The organism is Catellatospora coxensis (genome assembly GCF_016862635.1).
In the GTDB taxonomy this organism is placed as follows: domain Bacteria; phylum Actinomycetota; class Actinomycetes; order Mycobacteriales; family Micromonosporaceae; genus Catellatospora; species Catellatospora coxensis.
Window position 1 is genome coordinate 62063 of the sequence record NZ_BONI01000041.1, and the last position, 18965, is coordinate 81027.

Sequence of the window (18965 nt, forward strand, 5' to 3'; positions counted from 1 at the left end):
CATCCGCGTCGACGTCGTCAGCATCTTCCCCGAGTACTTCGCCCCGCTGGAGCTGTCGCTCATCGGCAGGGCGCGCACCACCGGGGTCCTCGACCTGCGCCTGCACGATCTGCGCGGGTGGACGCACGACGTGCACCGCACCGTCGACGACACCCCGTACGGCGGCGGGCCGGGCATGGTGATGCGGCCCGAGCCGTGGGGCCAGGCCTTGGACGAGCTGGTGCCGCAGGGCGCCCCGGCGCGGCTGGTGGTGCCGACCCCGGCCGGCGCCCCGTTCACCCAGGCCACCGCGTACGAGCTGGCCGCCGAGCCGCACCTGGTGTTCGCGTGCGGCCGGTACGAGGGGATCGACCAGCGGGTGCTGGACCACGCCGCGGAACGCATGCCGGTCAGCGAGGTCTCGCTGGGCGACTACGTGCTGTTCGGCGGCGAGGTCGCGGTGCTGGTGATGCTGGAGGCGATCACCCGGCTGATCCCGGGTGTGCTCGGCAACGCCGACTCGCTGGCCGACGAGTCGCACGCGCACGGGCTGCTGGAGACGCCGGTGTACACCAAGCCGCAGTCGTGGCGCGGGCACGACGTGCCCGACATCCTGCGCTCCGGCGACCACGGGAGAATCGCCCGCTGGCGGCGCGACCAGGCGCTGCTGCGTACCGCATCCCGGCGGCCCGACCTGCTGGCCGCGCTCGACCCGGCCACGCTGGACAAACGTGACCTTGCCCTGCTCGACGAGGCTGGATTTCCGGCCCGCCGGGTCGATGTGGCAGAGTAGAGAGGTTGCCGTCCGCGGACGGTGACAGCTGCCGTCTGTCGGGCACGCCGTGGCCGACGACGAGGACCCAAGCGGACCGCCGCCCTCGTGCGGCACCAGCCTGGGTCAGTATCGCCCACACGCGTATCGGCAACCGATGCGCTGAGATTCAAGGATGCAGCGATGCAAACGCTGGACGTACTTGACGCCGCCTCCCTGCGGACCGACCTTCCCATGTTCCGGGCCGGTGACACCGTGAAGGTGCACGCCCGGGTCGTCGAGGGCAACCGGTCCCGTGTGCAGGTCTTCCAGGGCGTCGTGATCCGTCGCCAGGGCTCGGGCCTGCGCGAGACCTTCACGGTCCGCAAGCTGAGCTTCGGCGTGGGTGTCGAGCGCACCTACCCGCTCCACGGTCCCGCCATCGACCGCGTCGAGGTCGTGACCCGTGGTGACGTGCGCCGCGCCAAGCTCTACTACCTGCGCGACCTTCGCGGCAAGAAGGCGAAGATCAAGGAGCTGCGCGAGGCCAAGGTCGCCTGAGACCTCGTCCTCGACGATCACGGGCGGTGACACCCCTTCGGGTGTCACCGCCCGTTCGTGTAGGCGCCCTTTGTTAAAGCTCGTATCAGTACCGGAACGGGACTCCCGAAAAGTTCTCCGTTCTTCTAGGCTTGCGGCCGACATCCAGTGGCGAACTTCACGAGCGGCGGCAGCTGTGGCACTTCTCCCCACCAGTAGGTCCTCCCACGACGACGGGTTCACGGGCGAGCAGTGGAAGAAGCGCCGGCGCCGGCGGGGCCGCGGCCGTAAGGGCATGCCGCTGTGGCAGGAGCTTCCGTTGCTGCTGGTGGTGGCGTTCTGCCTGGCGGTGCTCATCCGCACGTTCCTGATGCAGGCGTTCTACATCCCGTCCGGCTCGATGGAGGACACCCTCCTCGTCGGCGACCGCGTCCTGGTCAACAAGGTGGTGTACGAGTTCCGCGACCCCGAGCGCGGCGAGGTCATCGTCTTCAAAGGGCCCGACAACTGGGCTCCGGAGAACGGCGCGGACCCGGATGCGGGCTTCTTCTCCAAGCTCGGCCGCACCGTCGGCGACCTCGTCGGCATCAGCCAGCCGGGGGAGAAGGACTTCATCAAGCGCGTCATCGGGCTGCCGGGTGACCGGGTGTCCTGCTGCGACGTCGACGGCCGGATCTACGTCAACGGCGTGCCGATCGACGAGCCGTACGTGATCCGCAACTCCCCGCGCGGCGACAAGGGCGACAAGACCTGCAACACCCGCGACTTCGACGAGGTCATCGTCGAGCCCGGCATGCTGTTCGTGATGGGTGACCACCGCCTGGTGTCACAGGATTCGCGCTGCCAGGGCCAGGTGCCGATCGACGACGTGATCGGCAAGGCGATGGTGGTCGCGCTGCCGTTCAGCCGCTGGGGCTCGGTGGCCCACCAGGAGGTGTTCGACAAGGTGCCCGACGCGGAACTGGCGGCGGGCGCGGCCGGCCCGGCCCCCGGCGCGTCGGTGTCGGTGGCCCTGCCGCTGCTGCTCGGCGCGGTGGTGGTACGCCGCAGGCTTACACGCGACAGGGCAACACAGCTCGGGTGATCGTCGTTTTCAGTTTCGCCGCGTAGGCTCCGTGCGTGATTGACGAGCAGACCAAAAGCAGCAAAGGGTCGTTCTGGCGCGAGCTGCCGATCCTGCTGGGTGTGGCCATCATCGTGGCGTTCCTGGTGCGGCAGTTCGTGGTGCAGACGTTCTTCATCCCCTCCGGGTCGATGGAGCACACTCTGGACCTCGACGACCGGGTGCTGGTCAACAAGCTCGTCTACGACTTCCGGGCGCCGGAGCGCGGCGAGATCATCGTCTTCGTGTCGCCGCAGAGCTGGCGTAACACCCCGGAGCACGAGGACTACATCAAGCGGGTGATCGGCGTGCCCGGCGACCGCGTGGTGTGCTGCGACCCGCAGGGCCGGATCCAGGTCAACGGCCACCCGCTCGACGAGCCGTACGTCTACCCGGGCAACAAGATGGCGCCCGAGGAGTTCGACGTCACCATCCCCGAGGGCCGGCTGTGGGTGATGGGCGACCACCGGGAGGCCTCGGGCGACTCGCTGGCCAACTACAACAACCACGGCCAGAACATCGAGGAGGCCACGGTCCCGCTGGACTCGGTGATCGGGCGCGCGTTCGTGCTGTTCTGGCCGTTCAGCCGGACCACCTGGCTGACCGTGCCGGACACGTTCGCGGGAGTGCCCGAGCCCGCGTCCGGAGGCTGACACGCGGCGAGCCGGGGGCCACCGGTTCCCGGCGCGCCGCGTAGGCTCCGGCGCATGATCGACGAGGAGAAGAAGCCGCGCGGCGGCCGGGGGTCCTTCTGGAGAGAACTGCCGGTGCTGCTGGTGGTGGCCCTCGTCGTGGCCCTGCTGGTGCGGCAGTTCGTGGTGCAGACGTTCTTCATCCCCACCGGCTCGATGGAGCAGACGCTGCTCGTCGACAACCGGGTGCTGGTCAACAAGCTCGCCTACGAGTTCGGCGAGCCGGCCCGGGGCGAGATCGTGGTCTTCGAGGCCCCGCTGACCTGGCGCAGCTCGGTGGAGCAGGAGGACTTCATCAAGCGGATCATCGGTGTGCCCGGTGACCATGTGGTCTGCTGCGACGCGCAGGGCCGGATCACCGTCAACGGGCAGCCGCTGGACGAGCCGTACGTCTATCCGGGCAACAAGATGGCTCCGCAGAAGTTCGACATCACGGTGCCCGCGGGCCGGGTCTGGGTGATGGGCGACCACCGCGAGGCCTCGGCGGACTCGCTGGCCAACTACAACGGCCACAACCAGGACATCATGCAGGCCACCATCCCGCTGGAGGCGCTGGTCGGGCGCGCGTTCGTGCTGTTCTGGCCGTTCGGCCGGGCCACCTGGCTGACCGTGCCGGAGACCTTCGCGGCCGTGCCGGGGCCGTCGCCCGCCGCCTGAGGCCGCCGCGCCCGGCGTGTGCCGGGCGGGCCGCACGAATTAGGCTGCATGTCATGCAGGTGGAGCGCCGGTCGAGGCGGGCCGGACGGGTGCTGCTGGTGGACGCCGCCGGACGGCTGCTGCTGTTCCGCGGCAGCGACCCCCGTCACCCGGACGTGCAGTACTGGTTCACCCCGGGCGGCGGTCTCGACGACGGCGAGACGACCGCGCAGGCGGCGGCCCGTGAGCTCTTCGAGGAGACCGGTCTCGCCGTGCCCTCGGCCGAGCTCGGCCCCGTCGTGCACTCGGAGGTCGCGGAGTTCTCCTTCGACGGCGTCGCCTACCGCCAGGAGCAGGACTTCTATCTGGTACGGGTGCCCGAGTGGCGCGTCGACACCAGCGGCTTCGACGAGGTCGAGCAGAAGTGGGTGCACGCCCACCACTGGTGGAGCGTGCCGGAGCTGCGGGAGACCGCGGAGGTCCTCTACCCGGCCGACCTGGTCGCGGTGCTGGACGGCGCGGGGGTCGGCCCGTGCTGAGCCCGTCGCGCCCGGTGCTGCGCGTGGACGGCGGCGTCTACGCCCTGGAGCGCGCGCTGCAGCGCCGCGGCTTCGCGGTGGTGGCCGGCGCCGACGAGGCGGGCCGCGGGGCCTGTGCGGGGCCGCTGGTGGCCGCGGCGGTGGTGCTGCCGGACGGCAAGCGGGCCGAGATCGAGGGGCTGACCGACTCGAAGCTGCTCACCCCGGCTACCCGGGACCGGATCTTCGAGGTGGTCCGGGCGACCGCGGTGGCGTACGCCGTGGTGGTCATCGAACCCGACGAGATCGACCGGCGCGGGCTGCACGTGTGCAACGTGGCGGCGATGCGGCGCGCGCTGGCGGCGCTGACGGCCCGCCCGGCGTACGTGCTGACCGACGGCTTCCCGGTGGACGGGCTGGGCGTGCCCAACCTCGCGGTGTGGAAGGGTGACCAGGTCGCGGCCTGTGTCGCGGCCGCCAGCGTGCTGGCGAAGGTGTCGCGCGACCGGATCATGACACAGCTCGATATGGTGTACCCGCAGTACGGCTTCGCGCTGCACAAGGGGTACAGCACCGCCGAGCACCAGGCGGCGCTGGAGGAGCACGGGCCGAGCCCGGTGCACCGGCGCTCGTACCAGAACGTGGCACGGGCGGAGCGGGGGCGGAACGGGACGCGCGGGGTGGCCGAGCTGACGGCGTCGACCGGCCTCCGTGGCTAAACGCGCGCCGCTGGGCGCGGCGCGGTACGGTTCATCGGCAGGATGTGGGCCGCAGGAGGGCGAGCGATGAGCGCAGAGGATCTCGAGAAGTACGAGACCGACATGGAGCTGCAGCTCTACCGGGAGTATCGCGACATCGTGCGCCAATTCTCCTACGTGGTGGAGACCGAGCGCCGGTTCTACCTGGCCAACCAGGTGGACCTGCACGTGCGCAACTCCGACGGCGAGGTCTACTTCGAGGTCGAGATGCACGACGCCTGGGTCTGGGACATGTACCGTCCCGCCCGCTTCGTGAAGAATGTCCGGGTGATGACCTTCAAGGACGTGAACGTCGAGGAGCTGGAGAAGCCCGACATCTCGCTGCCCACCGAGGGCGGCTTCTGAGCATCCGGCACTAGCACACCGGGCGCGTGATCGGGCGGTTGTCCCCAACCGTCCGGTTGTCCACAGGCGTGCCCCGTCGCTCGTCGCGAGGCGGCCCGCTCGTCGGGCACGCTGCCGCCGTGAGAACGACCATCGCGCCCACCGCGGCGCTCCTGCTGCTCATCGGCTCGTCGTTGCCCATGCCCGTGGGTGACCGGGTCTCGCCCGGCGTCCGAGCGCACCTCGCCGCCGAGCCACGGGCGGTGGCCGGCTGGCGCTGGCCGCTGGCGGGCACGCCACGCCTGGTCCGCCGATTCGACCCGCCACCGCTGCCCTGGCTGCCGGGCCACCGCGGTGTGGACCTGGCCGCGGACGCGGGCACGCCGGTGCTGGCCGCGGGTGCCGGAACCGTCGTCTACGCGGGGGTGCTCGCCGGGCGCGGCGTGGTGAGCGTCGACCATCCGAACGGCCTGCGCACCACGTACGAACCCGTCGAACCGCTGGTCGAGGCCGGCGACGCCGTCTCCGCGGGCACCCCGCTGGGCCTGCTCGCCGCCGGGCACGCGGGCTGCCCGGCGGCAGCCTGCCTGCACTGGGGACTGCGGCGCGGAGTCGTCTACCTCGACCCGCTCGCCGTGCTCGGGCTCGCCCGGGTGCGCCTGCTGCCCGGCGGCCGCAGTCCGCTGCGGTTCCCGCTCAGCCGCGCAGCAGGCCCGGCAGGCCCGCGGCGAGGCGTTCGTAGTCGGCGGCCGTGTTGTAGATCTGGGCGCTGATGCGCAGGTAGGGGCGCTCGCGCCACCACATCACGTTCGGTTCGGCGCCGAGTTCGACGCTGATCCGGGTGCGTAGCGCGGCCGTCTCGGTGAAGTCGCGGGCCGCGCTCGCGGGCAGCGGGAGCAGCCGCATCGGCACCTCCGGGCCCGGGTCGGGCAGCGCGTCCGGGTCCAGGCCGAGCGCCTCGCCGATCACCCGCTGCCCGTACGCGGCGAGCGCGACGTTGTGCCGCTGGATCGTGGCGAAGCCGTAGCGGCCGAACACGTCCAGCCCGACCGGCGCGGCCAGCCAGGGGCTGTGGTCGAGGGTGCCCTGCTGCTCCAGGAACAGTGGGAAGCCGTCCGGCTGGGAGTGCGACACGACCAGCGGCACCATGCGCTCCCGCCAGTCCGGGGCGACCTGGAGCAGCGCGCTCCCCGGCGGCGCGTACGCCCACTTGTGCAGGTTGCCCACCCAGAAGTCGGCGGCCAGCCCGGCCACCGGGCGGTCCAGCATGCCGGGCGCGTGCGCGCCGTCGACCAGCAGCGGCACCCCGCGCTCGCGCAGCGCGTCGGCGAGCGCGTGCACCGGGTGCCGCTGCGCGGTGGCCGAGGACACCTGGTCGACGATCACGAGCCGGGTGCGCGGGCCGACCCGGTCCAGCACCGCGGCGACCGTGTCGGCCTCGGACGCGCCCAGTTCGACCGGGGCGGTCACCACGCGTACGCCGTGCCGCCGCCGCTGCTCGTCCACGGCCAGCTCGACGGCGTGGTAGCCGTGGTCGGTGACCACGATCTCGTCGCCCGCGCCCGGCGCGACCGCCGCCAGCACGATCGCGGTGCCGGTGGTGGCGTTGGCGACGAACGCGGTGCCCGCGGGGTCCGCGCCGCAGAACTCCGCCGTGACCTCGCGTGCCGCGGCGACCCGCTGCCACAGCCGCGACGTGACGAATCTGGTCGGGTTCGCGTCGTGCTCGTCGATCAGCCGCTGCCGGGCCGCGCGGACCGGCAGCGGGACCGCGCCGAACGAGCCGTGGTTGACATGAGCGACCGCCGGGTCGAGCGCGAACAGTTCGCGGGCCCCGTCCAGCGGGGCGGGGGGATCACCGATCATGTACCCGGAGTCTAGGCCTTCTTCCGGGCCGGCAGGGGTCTGGCGTAACCGCCGCCGTGCTCGCGCAGGTGGCCGCGCAGGACCAGGGACGGCAGGATCGCCAGCGCGCCGCGCAGGGACACCCCGGCGTCGGCGGCGATCTGCTCGGCGTACGCCCCGCCGCGTCGCGGCACCGCGTCCACCAGCTGCCGCTCCATCGGATCGAGCACGTCCTGCGGCCGCGCCGCGCCCCGGGGCACCGGTGCCAGCTCGCCGATGCCGCCGACCTCCTCCAGCACCTGCTCCACGGTGGAGACCAGGCGCACCGGCTCGTGCGGCTCGCGGCGCAGCTCCTCGTGGCAGCCCACCGACAGTTCCGAGGTGACCGGCCCCGGCACCGCCATCGCGGCGCGGCGCAGCTGCCGGGCCCGGCGCAGGGTCTGCCGGGCGCCGCTGCGCGCGGCCGCCTCGACCAGCACGGTGCCCCGCGACAGCGCGGCGATGACCCGGTTGCGGACCAGGAAGCGCACCTTGAACGGGGCGGTCCCGGGCGGCCACTCGCTGATCAGCAGGCCCTCCTCGGCGATCTGGTCGAACAGGTTGTTGTTGCTCAGCGGGTACGGCCGGTCCACGCCGCAGGCCAGCACCGCCACGGTGAGCCCGCCCGCGGCCAGCGCGGCCCGGTGCGCCACCGCGTCGATGCCGTACGCGCCCCCGGACACCACCGTCCAGCCCCGGTCGGCCAGCCCGTAGCCCAGCTCCGTGGCGGCGTGCGTGCCGTAGACCGTGTTGGCCCGCGCGCCGACCATGGCCACGGACCGCTCGACCGTGTCGTCGAGCCGGTGCGGCCCGCGCAGCCACAGGCAGTGCGGCGGGTACGTGTCCCGGTCGATCGTGTTGGGGCCGTCGACGCTGATGTGCCGCAGGTCGGCCAGCCGGGCCGGCCACTCGCCGGACTCGGGGGTGAGCACCCGCACGCCCAGCCGCTCGGCGCGCTCCCGGAGCCGTTCGGCGAGCTCCGCGTGCGGCCGGCCGTTCAGCCGCAACGTCGCCGCCTCCGCCAGCGGCCCGCTCTCGTGTCCCGCGGCGAGCCGGTCCAGCGCCTCCACCGGGCCGTACGCGGTGACCAGCTCGTACAGGCGACGGCTGCCCGGCTCGACCAGGCTGCCGAGCACCAGGCGGGCGTCGTGGACCGCCTGCTCGTCGGCGGAGCCGGTGGGGATGTCGACGATGTTCACTGCTTACCTCCGTCACGCAGGGTCAGGGCGGTGTTGATCTCGGCTTTGCCGGGCCGGTCGAGGCCGGCCAGGTCGCTCAGCGTCCAGGCCAGGCGGAGCACCTTGTCGTGGCCCCGGGCGGACATCACGCCGGTGTCCAGCCGCCGGCGCAGCTCCTGGGTCACGTCGTCGGGCAGCCGCCAGCGGCGCTGCCGCAGCACGGTGCCCGGCACCTCGCCGTTGCACCGCGCGCCCAGCTCGGCCCAGCGCACGGCGGCCGTGTCCCGCGCCGCGGCCACCCGCCGCGCCACCACCGGCGAGGACTCCCGCGCGGTCGCGTCGGTGAACAGGTGTGCCGCCTTCAGCGGGGGCAGTTCCAGCTGGATGTCGATGCGGTCCAGCAGTGGCCCGGAGATGCGCCCCAGGTAGCGCCGCCGCACCTGGGGCGTGCAGGCGCACGCGGCATCGCCGGTGGGCCGCGCGCACGGGCACGGGTTGGCCGCCAGCACCACCTGCACCTGCGCCGGGTACACCACCACCCCGCGCGAGCGGCCCAGCGTGACCGTCCCGTCCTCCAGCGGCTGGCGCAGCGTGTCCAGCGCCTGCCGGGTGAACTCGGGCGCCTCGTCGAGGAACAGCACGCCCCGGTGCGCCAGCGACAGCGCGCCGGGCCGGGCCAGCCCGCTGCCGCCGCCGACCAGCGCCGGCACCGACGCGGTGTGGTGGGGCGCCTGGTAGGGCGGGCGGCGCAGCAGCGGCTCGCCGGGCGCGAGCACACCGGCGATCGAGTGCAGCGCGGTGACCTCCAGCGACGCCGCGTCGTCCAGCCGCGGCAGCAGCGAGGGCAGCCGCTGCGCCAGCATGGTCTTGCCCGCGCCGGGCGGGCCGAACAGCGCCAGATGGTGACCGCCCGCGGCGGCCACCTCCAGCCCGAGCCGGCCCATCTCCTGCCCCGCGACGTCGGCCAGGTCGGGCTCCGGGCCGGCCGGCTGGGGGAGCGCGTCCGGCGGCTCGATCAGGGCGCACCGGCCGCGCAGGAAGCCGATCACCCGGCCCAGGCTGTCCGCGGCCAGCACCCGCATCCCGGGCACGAGCGCCGCCTCGGCGGCGTTGCCGACCGGCACGATCGCCTTGGCGATGCCCTGGCGCGCGGCGGCGGCCACCATCGGCAGCACCCCGCGCACCGGGCGCACCGAGCCGTCCAGGCCCAGTTCGCCCAGCACCAGCACGTCGTCGAGCCCGGCCAGCGGCAGCGTGCCGGTGCCGCCGAGGATCGACAGCGCGATGGGGAGATCAAATGCCGAACCGCGCTTGCGTACGTCCGCCGGGTCGAGGTTGACGGCGATGCGCCGCTGCGGCCAGGGCTCGCCGGAGTTCACCATCGCCGCGCGCACCCGCTCGCGGGCCTCGTGGAGCGCGGTGTCCGGCAGCCCGCTCAGCACCACCGCCGGCAGGCCCGCGGCCAGATCGGCCTCGACCCGCACGACGTGCCCCGTGACGCCCTCCAGCGCGGCGCACAGCACCATCGCGTAGCTCATCGCGTCCCTCCGTTCCGCTGCGGCATGTCAGAACGCGCCGCGGATGTGCTCGACGACGGGGTCGCCGCCGTGCGGGGCGTGCACGCTGACCACGTCGAAGCGGACCTCGCCGGGGCGTACGCCGCTGACGGCCAGCCACTGCGCGGCCAGCTGCCGCAGCCGGCGGATCTTGGTGTGGGCGACCGCCTCGGCGGGTGTGCCGTACGTCGCACCACGGCGGGTCTTCACCTCGCAGAAGACGACTGCGTCGCCGTCGCGCGCCACGATGTCGATCTCCCCGGCCGCGCCGCGCCAGTTGCGGTCGAGCAGCACCATGCCCGCGGCCAGCAGATGGGCCGCGGCCAGGCGTTCTCCCCAGGCGCCGAGGGCCTGTGTCACCTTCGTCATGAGCGCCGAGCGAACACGTGCTCCGGCCGGATCGCCACGGCCGCAACGGCGTCGGCTGTGGACGGGGCGTCGCTTGTGGATATACGCCTGATCATGTTGTTGATCTGTTAAGGCGGCCGCCCGTTGGCGCGAACCTGAAATCTGCTCTACGGTGGGCGGCCGTGGACGGACATGACGACTTCGCCGAGTGGCCCAGCCCCTTCCGTGAGCAGCGGGGCGGCCGGGACGACCGCCGGGCGCCGGACCAGTACGCATACGACTTCGACGGCGACTCCCGGGTGCCGGCCCCCCGCTCCGGCGACAGCCGCTACTCCTCGCTCGCCGAGCTGAGCAGCGGCCCGGGCGGCGGCCGGGACGACCGCGACTGGGATCGGGGCGGCGACCGCTACCAGGGCGACCCCGACTTCGCGCCGCGCGGCCAGCGGTCCGGCCAGCAGATGCCGCCCGCCGACCCCGACTTCGCCCCGCGCGGGAGCCGTTCGGGCGCGCCGGACCCGGACTTCGTGCCGCGCGGCCAGCGCCCGGCCGAGCCGATGCCCGACATCGACTTCGCCCCGCGAAGCCCGCGTGAGCGCGGACCGGCCGCGCCGCCCGCGCTCGGCGGCCAGCCGATGGGCAACCCGGACCCGATCCAGCAGCCGACCTCGACCGTCGACTCGGCCGCGGTACGCCGTTCGGTGGCCGAGTCCGACGGGATCTACCGCAGCAAGCGGCCGGCGCTGCTGGTCGCGTTCTGGGCGCTGGCCGGCTTCGGCGAGTTGATGATGTTCAAGTCGCTGCTGGCGGGCCTGTTCAAGAGCGATGCCGGGCTGGTGCTGGCGCCGCTGCTGGCGATGACCGCGTTCCCGTTCCTCGCGCTCGGCCTGTACGCGCTGACCACGGGCGCGGCCACCGCGGTGCAGTTCCAGGGCCCCCGGGTCTGGCTGCGCACGCCGCTGGCCTACCTGCTGGTGGGCGCGGCGCTGATGCTGGCGGCCGCCACCGCCGCGTAGCGGCCGCGAACGGTGTCCCGGGGGAGAGTGACCCGGGGCACCGCGTACACTTGGGTATCGCGACCACTTCACGTGGTCGACTTCGCGCGCCCTCCCGCCTGTCGTCAGGCTGGGCGGCGGCCTCCCTGGTCCCCGTTCGCGGGGTTCCACCATGGCCGACGATCGGGCGCCAGGCGGCGGCCACCGGCCACCGGTTCAACCAGGGAACGCACGGGCCCCAGGCCCGTGCCGAGAAGATTGGCCTGCACATGGCTGTTGTCAGCATGCGCCAGCTGCTGGAGAGCGGCGTTCACTTCGGTCACCAGACCCGTCGCTGGAACCCGAAGATGAAGCGCTTCATCTTCACCGAGCGCAACGGCATCTACATCATCGACCTGCGCCAGACGCTCGACTACATCGAGAAGGCGTACAGCTTCGTCCGCAACACCGTCGCCGAGGGCGGCACCGTGCTGTTCGTCGGCACGAAGAAGCAGGCCCAGGAGGCCGTGGCCGAGCAGGCCGCGCGCGTGGGCATGCCCTACGTCAACCACCGCTGGCTGGGCGGCATGCTCACCAACTTCCAGACGGTGTACAAGCGGCTGCAGCGGATGAAGGAGCTGGAGTCGATCGACCTGACCGGCACCGCCGCGGGGTACACCAAGAAGGAGACCCTGCAGCTGTCGCGGGAGAAGACCAAGCTCACCAAGACCCTCGGTGGTCTGCGGGACATGCAGAAGCTCCCGGCCGCGGTCTGGATCGTGGACACCAAGAAGGAGCACATCGCCGTCGACGAGGCCCGCAAGCTGGGCATCCCGGTGATCGCGATCCTGGACACGAACTGCGACCCGGACGAGGTCGACTTCCCGATCCCGGGCAACGACGACGCGATCCGCTCGGCCGAGCTGCTGACCAAGGTCATCGCGACCGCGGTCGCCGACGGCCTGATCGCCCGCTCGGGCAAGGCCGCGCGCGGCGGCGACGTGAAGCCGGAGCCCGGCACCGTCGCGGCCGACGAGCCGCTGGCCGAGTGGGAGCAGGAGCTGCTGACCGGTGACAAGCCGGCCGCCGAGGCTGCTGCCGCGCCCGCCGCTGAGTGACCCGCTGTCACACGGTGCGGGTCCCGGACCCGCACCGTGTGGTACGACTTGCGAAGTCTTCTACCAAAGAGGGAACTGATGTCCACTATTTCCGCTGCAGACGTCAAGCGGCTCCGTGAGCTGACCGGCTCCGGCATGATGGACTGCAAGAAGGCGCTCGAGGAGGCCGAGGGCGACTTCGACAAGGCCGTGGAGATCCTGCGCGTCAAGGGCGCCAAGGATGTCGGCAAGCGCGCCGGCCGCTCCACCGCCAACGGTCTGGTCGCCCACAAGGGCACCGCGATCCTCGAGCTGAACTGCGAGACGGACTTCGTCGCCAAGAACGACGCGTTCATCGCGCTCGCCGAGCAGCTGGTCGCGCACGTCGCCGAGATCAAGCCGGCCGACGTCGACGCGCTGCTCGCGTCGAAGATCGGTGACGGCACCGTCGCCGACCTCATGCAGGACCAGTCGGCGAAGATCGGCGAGAAGCTGGTCATCGGCCGCTTCGCGGTGCTGGAGGGCGCTGTCGCGGTGTACATGCACCGCAAGAGCGCCGACCTGCCGCCGCAGGTGGGTGTCGCTGTGCAGTACACCGGCAAGTCCGACGAGGCCGGCGCGGACGACGCCCGCTCGGTCGCGATGCAGATCGCGGCCATGCGCCCGAAGTTCGTCACCCGTGACGAGGTGCCGGCCGAGGTCGTCGAGTCCGAGCGCCGCATCGCCGAGCAGACCGCTCGCGAGGAGGGCAAGCCCGAGGCCGCCCTGCCGAAGATCATCGAGGGCCGGGTGAACTCGTTCTTCAAGGACTTCGTCCTGATCGAGCAGCCGTCGGTCACCGACCAGAAGAAGACGGTGAAGCAGGTGCTGGCCGAGGCCGGCATCGAGGTCACCCGCTTCGCGCGGTTCGAGGTCGGCCAGGCCTGAGCCGCCCCGAGCGGAACGTACTGAAGGAGGGAGGTCGCTGGTGGCAGCCACGGCCTCCCTTTTCCATACCGTCGTCGGGGTCGCCGACGGTGAGACGAAAGGTCGCTGATGTCCGGACACCAGTTCAACCGGGTCGTGCTGAAGCTCTCCGGCGAGGTCTTCGGCGGTGGTGAGGTCGGCGTCGATCCGGACGTCGTGGCCGGGGTCGCCCGCCAGATCGCCACCGTGGTGCGCCGCGGCGTGCAGGTCGCCGTGGTCGTCGGCGGAGGAAACTTCTTCCGCGGGGCCGAGCTGCAGAAGCGCGGCATGGACCGGGCCCGCGCCGACTACATGGGCATGCTGGGCACGGTGATGAACTGCCTGGCGCTGCAGGACTTCCTGGAGAAGGAGGGCATCGAGACGCGGGTGCAGACCGCGATCACGATGGCCCAGGTCGCGGAGCAGTACATCCCGCTGCGCGCCATCCGGCACCTGGAGAAGGGCCGCGTCGTGATCTTCGGCGGCGGCGCCGGCATGCCGTACTTCACCACCGACACCGTCTCGGCCCAGCGCGCGCTGGAGATCCACGCCGACGTGGTGCTGATGAGCAAGAACGGCGTGGACGCGGTCTACACCGCCGACCCGCGTACCAACCCGGACGCGGTCCGGATCGACCAGATCACGTTCAGCGAGGTGCTGCGGCAGAACATCCGGGTGGCCGACGCCGCCGCGTTCAGCCTCTGCGCCGACAACGGCCTGCCGATGCTCGTCTTCGGCGCCGAGGGCGACGACACCATCGTCCGCGCCGTCAGCGGCGACAAGATCGGCACCCTCATCACCGCCTCCTGACACCCTGCCCACCCATCCCACCCATCCCACCCCACGCCCGGCCGCCCGGGCCGGCCGGCCCCACCTCCTGCCGCAACTCTTGAAGACTTGCGGCATCAGGCGGGCACGGTGAGCGCGACTCTTCAAGAGTTACGGCACGGGGGGTGGGGCGGTGGGACGGTGGTGGCGGGTGGGGTGGACGCCTCGCGCAGGGGCGGGCGTGGCGGGCGGTACCCTATGGCCGCGTGGCGGACGGGTTCCGGGCGTGGAGACGGTACGCGGTTCGCGGACACGTCCACGCGGGCTCGGACGTGATACGAGCATGACGCCGCCGGCAGGCGGATGATCGAAGACAGAGCACAGCACGGAGTCAGTGCCCGGCGACCAGGTGCGCCGCGGAACGGGGCCCACAGGCTGCCGCGCCGCCACCGGGTCGGACGCGGCACACGATCAGAGACGGAGAAGCCCGTGATCGACGACACCCTCCTCGAGGCCGAGGAGAAGATGGACCGGGCGGTCGACCACGCGAAGGAGGAGTTCGCGGCGATCCGCACGGGCCGTGCCAACGCGGCGATGTTCTCCAAGATCGTGATCGACTACTACGGCACGCCCACCCCGCTGCCGCAGATGGCCTCGATCGGCGTGCCCGAGCCGCGCATGGTGATCATCAAGCCGTACGACGCGTCCCAGCTGGGCGCGATGGAGCGCGCGATCCGCGACTCGGACCTGGGCGTCAACCCGGGCAACGAGGGCACCCAGCTGCGCATCCTCGTGCCGCCGATGACCGAGGAGCGCCGCCGCGACATGACCAAGGTCGCGCGGGGCAAGGGTGAGGACGCCAAGGTCGCCATCCGCAACGTGCGCCGCAAGGCCAAGGAGGAGCTCGACCGCATCGTCAAGGACGGCGAGGCGGGCGAGGACGACGGGCGCCGGGCGGAGAAGGAGCTCGACGACCTGACCGCCAAGTACGTGGCGCACATCGACGAGCTCATCAAGCACAAGGAAGTCGAGCTGCTCGAAGTCTGATGAGCGAGCCATACGACACGGACCCTCGCCGGTCCGGCGCTTCCCGGGCGCGGCAGCCCTACGATGCCGCGCCCGACGCGTATGACGACCCCTCCGACGGCCCCGTCGACGAGCCGGCCCCGGCCGCCAAGGACTACGGCCGGGCCGGGCGCAACGTGCCCGTCTCCATCCTGGTCGCGGTCGGCCTGCTGCTGGTCATCCTGACGCCGCTGTTCTTCTTCAAGCCGCTGTTCCTGGTGATCCTGGTGGCCGCGGCCGGTCTGGGCGTCTGGGAGATGACCCGGGCGCTGCGCACCTCCGGGGCCCGGCCGCCGCTGATCCCGCTGCTCGGCGGCGGGGTGGCGATGATGTGCCTGGCCTGGTTCTCCGGCGTCGACGCGCTCAGCATCGGCCTGCTGATCACCGTGCTGGCCACCATGGTGTGGCGGATGGGCGACGGCCCGGCCGGCTACCAGCGCGACATCGGCGCGGCCGCGCTGATCATGGTGTACGTCCCGTTCCTGCTCGGCTTCGCCGCGCCGCTGACCACGCCCGAGGACGGCAAGTACCGGATTCTGGCGACGCTGGCCGCGGTCGTGCTCTCCGACACCGGCGGTTTCGTGGCGGGTGTGCTGTTCGGCAAGCACCCGATGGCCCCGACGATCAGCCCGAAGAAGTCCTGGGAGGGCTTCGCCGGTTCGATCGTCGCGACCGGCGCGGGCAGCGCGGCGATCCTGTGGGCCCTGCTGGACGTGGCGCCCTGGAAGGGCGTGCTGTTCGGCATGGTGGTGTCCGTCGCGGCGGTGCTCGGCGACCTCGCCGAGTCGCTGCTCAAGCGCGACCTCGGCATCAAGGACATGAGCAACATCCTGCCCGGTCACGGCGGCATCATGGACCGGCTGGACTCGATCGTCTTCGCCGTGCCGACCGCGTACCTGTTGCTGTCCGTGCTCGCGCCCGTGGCGTGAGGTGAGACACAGCGGGCGGCGCGGGCAGGCGTGGCACCACCCCGAGCAGCACTGTTGGCACCATCGAGGGCTGTCGCCCTCGCGTGGACGTGGGACACTGGACCAGTCATGACGAGCCTTCCGTTGATTTCCGTTACCGATGGTGACGGTGCCACTGCGCGCCGCGCCTCCATGCCCCCGCGCCACCTGGCCGACCTGGATCTCGCCGGTCGGCGCAGCGCCGTGTCCGACCTGGGCGAGCAGGCGTTCCGCGCCACCCAGCTGTCGACGCACTACTTCGGGCGGCTGGAGCGCGACCCGGCCGGCATGACCGACATCCCGGCCGCGGCCCGCGAGCGGCTGTCCGAGCAGCTGCTGCCGAAACTGCTGACCCCGGTCCGCGAGCTGGCCTGCGACGACGGCGCCACGCGCAAGGCGCTGTGGCGGCTGCACGACGGCTCCATGGTCGAGAGCGTGCTGATGGGCTACGGCGACCGGGTCACGGTCTGCATCTCCAGCCAGGCCGGCTGCGGCATGGCGTGCCCGTTCTGCGCCACCGGCCAGGCCGGCCTGACCCGCAACCTGTCCACCGCCGAGATCGTCGACCAGGTGGTGTACCTCGCCGGGGTCGCGCAGTCGGGCGTGATGGGCGGCGAGCCCCGCCGGCTGAGCAACGTGGTCTTCATGGGCATGGGCGAGCCGCTGGCCAACTACAACCGGGTCATCGCCGCGGTGCGCCGCCTGACCAGCCCGGCTCCGGAGGGCCTGGGGCTGTCCCAGCGGCACGTGACGGTCTCCACCGTGGGTCTGGTCCCGGCGATGCGCAAGCTCGCGGAGGAAGACCTCTCCGTGACTCTTGCGCTCTCGCTGCACGCGCCCGATGATGACCTTCGCGACGAACTCGTGCCGGTGAACCAGCGGTGGAAGGTCGCCGAAGTGCTCGACGCCGCGTGGGCGTACGCCGCTCGCACGGGCCGCCGGGTCAGCATCGAGTACGCCATGATCAGGGACGTGAACGACCAGCCGTGGCGGGCCGACCTGCTGGGTCGCCTGCTTGCGGGGCGGCTGGCGCACGTCAATCTCATCCCGCTCAACCCCACGCCCGGCAGCAAGTGGGACGCCAGTCCCAAGCCGGTCGAGCGGGAGTTCGTCCGGAGGTTGCGCGCGGCCGGAGTGGCCACTACGGTGCGTGACACCCGGGGACGCGAGATTGACGGCGCATGTGGACAGTTGGCTGCGAGCGAGGTTGAGGCATGAGCGAGCGTTGCGAGCGAATCATGAGGCCTTGGACTCATGCCTGCGTGCGAGCGCGGCGAGGAGAAGGCATGAGCGTCAGCAGGATTGAGGTTTCGTCGTGAGCTCGCATGGTCAGCGGTTCCGCCGCCGGGCGGTCCGTCGCGGTTACAAGGTCGACGAGGTGGACACCTTCCTCGACCGGGTGGAGGCGACGCTCAACGGCGCCCCCGTCGGTCCCGAGGTGAGGTCGCAGGAGGTCCGCGACGTCGTGTTCCGGGTGCGCTTCGGCGGATACGACGAGTGGCAGGTCGACCTGCACCTCGACCGGGTCGAGCGCCAGCTCGCCGAGCTGGAGGAGCGGCCGGCCGCGCCGGGTCGCGGCGCTGAGCTGCGCGCCGGCCTGGGTGCGCCGACGCCCGCCCCCGCGCCGCTGCCGGATCGCATGGGCCCGCCGCCCCCGCCGCTGCCGACCCGCACGCCGGCCGCCAACGCGCCGAGCGGCGCCCTGCCGCGTTACGAGCAGCCGCGCTTCGACGAGCAGCCGTCGTACGCGGGCCAGCCCGGGATGGGCCCGAACACGGGTGGCCAGGTCCCGGTGGTGCCGCCCGGCCCGCAGGGCAGCTTCGACGGCTTCGGCGGCGGCCACGGCCGGGCCGACATGACCAGTGAGATCCGGATGGAGCGGCCGCAGCCGCCGCGCATGCCGGAGCCCCCGCGCAACGAGCCGCCGCGCGTCGACCCGTACGGGCCGAGCAGCGGTTTCGGCTCGGTGACCGCGCAGCAGCCGGTGTACGGCGGCGGCGCGCCCCAGCGCGGCTACGACAACGACGCCACGAACACGTTCGGCGCGGTGCCGCCCGCCTCGGCGAACCCGTCCACGTACGGTGGCGGCGGCGGTTTCGCCCCGCCTCCGCCCCCGCCGCCGGCGGCGCCCGCGGGCCCGGCCTACACCGGTGAGCTGGCCCGGGTGGACCAGCTGCGGCGTACGTTCCAGCTGCGCCGGTTCGGCAGCGGCTACGACCCGCAGCAGGTCGACCGGCTGTTCGAGACCGTCCTGGGCTCGCTGTCCGGCCGCACCGGCGGCACGGTCAACGAGGGCGAGCTCGACCCGGGCCGGCTCGGCCTGGTTCCCGGCGGCTACTACGAGGCCGAGGTCGAGCAGGCGCTGCGCGAGGTGCGCGACATCGTCGCCCGGCGCTGACCGCGAAAGCACGACGGCCCCGGCCGCGACCCTGCGAAGGGCGCGGCCGGGGCCGTTTTGACAGCTCCCGGCGACCGGATCAGTCGCGCAGGCCGTTGCGGCGCAGCACGATGTCGATGATCATGATCGCGGCGAGGATGCCGGCGATGCTGATCAGCCAGATCGACTCGACGTTGCCCTCGTGGTTGCCGAACAGCATCAGCAGCAGCATGACGATCACCACGGTCCCGGCGATCCGGGCGGCCTTCACCGGGGTGGGAGCGTGCTGGTCGGGCGAGGTTACCGGCTCTTCTGCGGCCACGATCAGGTCCTTCTCTCTCGACTCCAGGCCTCCGCCGACGGCGCGCGTCGCGGTGGCGGCAATACAGTCTGGCATGTCGTGATCGAGAGCTCGGGGGGAGTCCGGCATCCCACAGCCGAGGTGGCGGTGGGCGGGCCCGCCGGAGCGCTCAGGTAGCGTCTATCAGGTCGGCTTACGCGGCGAGAAGGGAAACGTGAAGTGCGGATC

22 protein-coding genes are annotated in these 18965 nt (G+C 72.2%); 17 read left to right on the forward strand and 5 right to left on the reverse strand.

Annotated elements, in window-relative coordinates; translation table 11 throughout:
* The first annotated feature begins 1 nt into the window (after nt 1).
* From trmD to Cco03nite_RS23505, 9 genes are all read left to right on the forward strand, one after another.
* The gene (gene trmD, locus Cco03nite_RS23465; protein WP_203694361.1) at nt 2-772 is read left to right on the forward strand and encodes a tRNA (guanosine(37)-N1)-methyltransferase TrmD; all 771 of its coding nucleotides are present in this window, start codon (nt 2-4) and stop codon (nt 770-772) included.
* A 162-nt stretch (nt 773-934) separates the two neighbouring features.
* Nucleotides 935-1291, forward strand: a complete 357-nt coding sequence (gene rplS, locus Cco03nite_RS23470; RefSeq protein WP_203694338.1) for a 50S ribosomal protein L19 — start codon at nt 935-937, stop codon at nt 1289-1291.
* Between the two features lie 175 nt (nt 1292-1466).
* Entirely contained in the window at nt 1467-2354 is an 888-nt protein-coding gene (gene lepB, locus Cco03nite_RS23475) for a signal peptidase I (protein ID WP_239167598.1), read from the forward strand.
* A gap of 35 nt (nt 2355-2389) precedes the next feature.
* Nucleotides 2390-3025 (forward strand): signal peptidase I, encoded by a 636-nt coding sequence (gene lepB / locus Cco03nite_RS23480; protein WP_203694339.1) that lies wholly within the window; start codon nt 2390-2392, stop codon nt 3023-3025.
* A gap of 54 nt (nt 3026-3079) precedes the next feature.
* Nucleotides 3080-3721, forward strand: coding sequence for a signal peptidase I (lepB, locus tag Cco03nite_RS23485; protein WP_203694340.1), 642 nt, complete (start codon nt 3080-3082; stop codon nt 3719-3721).
* 53 nt (nt 3722-3774) lie between these two features.
* The gene (locus Cco03nite_RS23490) at nt 3775-4239 is read left to right on the forward strand and encodes an NUDIX hydrolase (RefSeq protein WP_203694341.1); all 465 of its coding nucleotides are present in this window, start codon (nt 3775-3777) and stop codon (nt 4237-4239) included.
* Nucleotides 4233-4937, forward strand: a complete 705-nt coding sequence (locus Cco03nite_RS23495; protein WP_203694342.1) for a ribonuclease HII — start codon at nt 4233-4235, stop codon at nt 4935-4937. Before Cco03nite_RS23490 ends, Cco03nite_RS23495 begins: the two co-directional genes overlap by 7 nt.
* Before the next feature lie 66 nt (nt 4938-5003).
* Complete coding sequence (locus tag Cco03nite_RS23500) at nt 5004-5321, forward strand: DUF2469 domain-containing protein (RefSeq protein ID WP_020523399.1); 318 nt, start codon at nt 5004-5006, stop codon at nt 5319-5321.
* Nucleotides 5322-5440: 119 nt separating this feature from the next.
* Nucleotides 5441-6073 carry a M23 family metallopeptidase gene (locus tag Cco03nite_RS23505; RefSeq protein WP_373314309.1) on the forward strand — a complete coding sequence of 211 codons (633 nt, stop codon included), beginning with the start codon at nt 5441-5443 and terminating at the stop codon, nt 6071-6073.
* Here Cco03nite_RS23505 and Cco03nite_RS23510 read toward each other — a convergent pair.
* From Cco03nite_RS23510 to Cco03nite_RS23525, 4 genes are read right to left on the reverse strand one after another with little or no spacing between them, the layout of a single operon-like run.
* The gene (locus Cco03nite_RS23510) at nt 5997-7166 is read right to left on the reverse strand and encodes an aminotransferase class V-fold PLP-dependent enzyme (RefSeq protein WP_203694343.1); all 1170 of its coding nucleotides are present in this window, start codon (nt 7164-7166) and stop codon (nt 5997-5999) included. The genes Cco03nite_RS23505 and Cco03nite_RS23510 overlap by 77 nt on opposite strands.
* Before the next feature lie 11 nt (nt 7167-7177).
* A complete protein-coding gene (gene dprA / locus Cco03nite_RS23515; protein WP_203694344.1) occupies nt 7178-8383 on the reverse strand; it encodes a DNA-processing protein DprA in 1206 nt (401 codons plus the stop codon).
* On the reverse strand, nt 8380-9900 hold the full coding sequence (locus Cco03nite_RS23520; protein ID WP_203694345.1) for a YifB family Mg chelatase-like AAA ATPase: 1521 nt from the start codon (nt 9898-9900) through the stop codon (nt 8380-8382). Before Cco03nite_RS23520 ends, dprA begins: the two co-directional genes overlap by 4 nt.
* A gap of 27 nt (nt 9901-9927) precedes the next feature.
* Complete coding sequence (locus Cco03nite_RS23525; protein WP_203694346.1) at nt 9928-10287, reverse strand: YraN family protein; 360 nt, start codon at nt 10285-10287, stop codon at nt 9928-9930.
* Between the two features lie 161 nt (nt 10288-10448).
* Between Cco03nite_RS23525 and Cco03nite_RS23530 the strand changes: the two genes are divergently transcribed.
* From Cco03nite_RS23530 to Cco03nite_RS23565, 8 genes are all read left to right on the forward strand, one after another.
* The gene (locus Cco03nite_RS23530; RefSeq protein WP_203694347.1) at nt 10449-11279 is read left to right on the forward strand and encodes a hypothetical protein; all 831 of its coding nucleotides are present in this window, start codon (nt 10449-10451) and stop codon (nt 11277-11279) included.
* 248 nt (nt 11280-11527) lie between these two features.
* The gene (gene rpsB, locus Cco03nite_RS23535; RefSeq protein WP_203694348.1) at nt 11528-12355 is read left to right on the forward strand and encodes a 30S ribosomal protein S2; all 828 of its coding nucleotides are present in this window, start codon (nt 11528-11530) and stop codon (nt 12353-12355) included.
* 78 nt (nt 12356-12433) lie between these two features.
* The gene (tsf, locus tag Cco03nite_RS23540) at nt 12434-13261 is read left to right on the forward strand and encodes a translation elongation factor Ts (RefSeq protein WP_203694349.1); all 828 of its coding nucleotides are present in this window, start codon (nt 12434-12436) and stop codon (nt 13259-13261) included.
* Nucleotides 13262-13369: 108 nt separating this feature from the next.
* Nucleotides 13370-14089 (forward strand): UMP kinase, encoded by a 720-nt coding sequence (gene pyrH / locus Cco03nite_RS23545; protein WP_120318522.1) that lies wholly within the window; start codon nt 13370-13372, stop codon nt 14087-14089.
* A 447-nt stretch (nt 14090-14536) separates the two neighbouring features.
* The gene (frr, locus tag Cco03nite_RS23550) at nt 14537-15094 is read left to right on the forward strand and encodes a ribosome recycling factor (protein WP_203694350.1); all 558 of its coding nucleotides are present in this window, start codon (nt 14537-14539) and stop codon (nt 15092-15094) included.
* On the forward strand, nt 15094-16041 hold the full coding sequence (locus tag Cco03nite_RS23555; RefSeq protein ID WP_203694351.1) for a phosphatidate cytidylyltransferase: 948 nt from the start codon (nt 15094-15096) through the stop codon (nt 16039-16041). Before frr ends, Cco03nite_RS23555 begins: the two co-directional genes overlap by 1 nt.
* A 108-nt stretch (nt 16042-16149) precedes the next feature.
* Nucleotides 16150-17277, forward strand: coding sequence for a dual-specificity RNA methyltransferase RlmN (gene rlmN, locus Cco03nite_RS23560; RefSeq protein WP_203694352.1), 1128 nt, complete (start codon nt 16150-16152; stop codon nt 17275-17277).
* Nucleotides 17278-17374: 97 nt separating this feature from the next.
* Nucleotides 17375-18457 carry a DivIVA domain-containing protein gene (locus tag Cco03nite_RS23565; protein ID WP_203694353.1) on the forward strand — a complete coding sequence of 361 codons (1083 nt, stop codon included), beginning with the start codon at nt 17375-17377 and terminating at the stop codon, nt 18455-18457.
* Nucleotides 18458-18536: 79 nt separating this feature from the next.
* On the opposite strand, the gene Cco03nite_RS23570 is transcribed toward Cco03nite_RS23565, so the two are convergent.
* Entirely contained in the window at nt 18537-18833 is a 297-nt protein-coding gene (locus Cco03nite_RS23570) for a DUF2631 domain-containing protein (RefSeq protein ID WP_203694354.1), read from the reverse strand.
* Nucleotides 18834-18965: the final 132 nt, after the last annotated feature.

What these genes read in the sequence shown, in the direction of transcription:
- Cco03nite_RS23510 (WP_203694343.1), bottom strand. Translation starts at nt 7,166, where the DNA reads ATGATCGGTGATCCCCCCGCCCCGCTGGACGGGGCCCGCGAACTGTTC.
- Cco03nite_RS23525 (WP_203694346.1), bottom strand. Translation starts at nt 10,287, where the DNA reads ATGACGAAGGTGACACAGGCCCTCGGCGCCTGGGGAGAACGCCTGGCC.
- tsf (WP_203694349.1), top strand. Translation starts at nt 12,434, where the DNA reads ATGTCCACTATTTCCGCTGCAGACGTCAAGCGGCTCCGTGAGCTGACC.
- lepB (WP_203694340.1), top strand. Translation starts at nt 3,080, where the DNA reads ATGATCGACGAGGAGAAGAAGCCGCGCGGCGGCCGGGGGTCCTTCTGG.
- rplS (WP_203694338.1), top strand. Translation starts at nt 935, where the DNA reads ATGCAAACGCTGGACGTACTTGACGCCGCCTCCCTGCGGACCGACCTT.
- Cco03nite_RS23555 (WP_203694351.1), top strand. Translation starts at nt 15,094, where the DNA reads ATGAGCGAGCCATACGACACGGACCCTCGCCGGTCCGGCGCTTCCCGG.
- rpsB (WP_203694348.1), top strand. Translation starts at nt 11,528, where the DNA reads ATGGCTGTTGTCAGCATGCGCCAGCTGCTGGAGAGCGGCGTTCACTTC.
- Cco03nite_RS23500 (WP_020523399.1), top strand. Translation starts at nt 5,004, where the DNA reads ATGAGCGCAGAGGATCTCGAGAAGTACGAGACCGACATGGAGCTGCAG.
- Cco03nite_RS23490 (WP_203694341.1), top strand. Translation starts at nt 3,775, where the DNA reads ATGCAGGTGGAGCGCCGGTCGAGGCGGGCCGGACGGGTGCTGCTGGTG.
- Cco03nite_RS23520 (WP_203694345.1), bottom strand. Translation starts at nt 9,900, where the DNA reads ATGAGCTACGCGATGGTGCTGTGCGCCGCGCTGGAGGGCGTCACGGGG.
- Cco03nite_RS23570 (WP_203694354.1), bottom strand. Translation starts at nt 18,833, where the DNA reads ATGCCAGACTGTATTGCCGCCACCGCGACGCGCGCCGTCGGCGGAGGC.
- rlmN (WP_203694352.1), top strand. Translation starts at nt 16,150, where the DNA reads ATGACGAGCCTTCCGTTGATTTCCGTTACCGATGGTGACGGTGCCACT.
- pyrH (WP_120318522.1), top strand. Translation starts at nt 13,370, where the DNA reads ATGTCCGGACACCAGTTCAACCGGGTCGTGCTGAAGCTCTCCGGCGAG.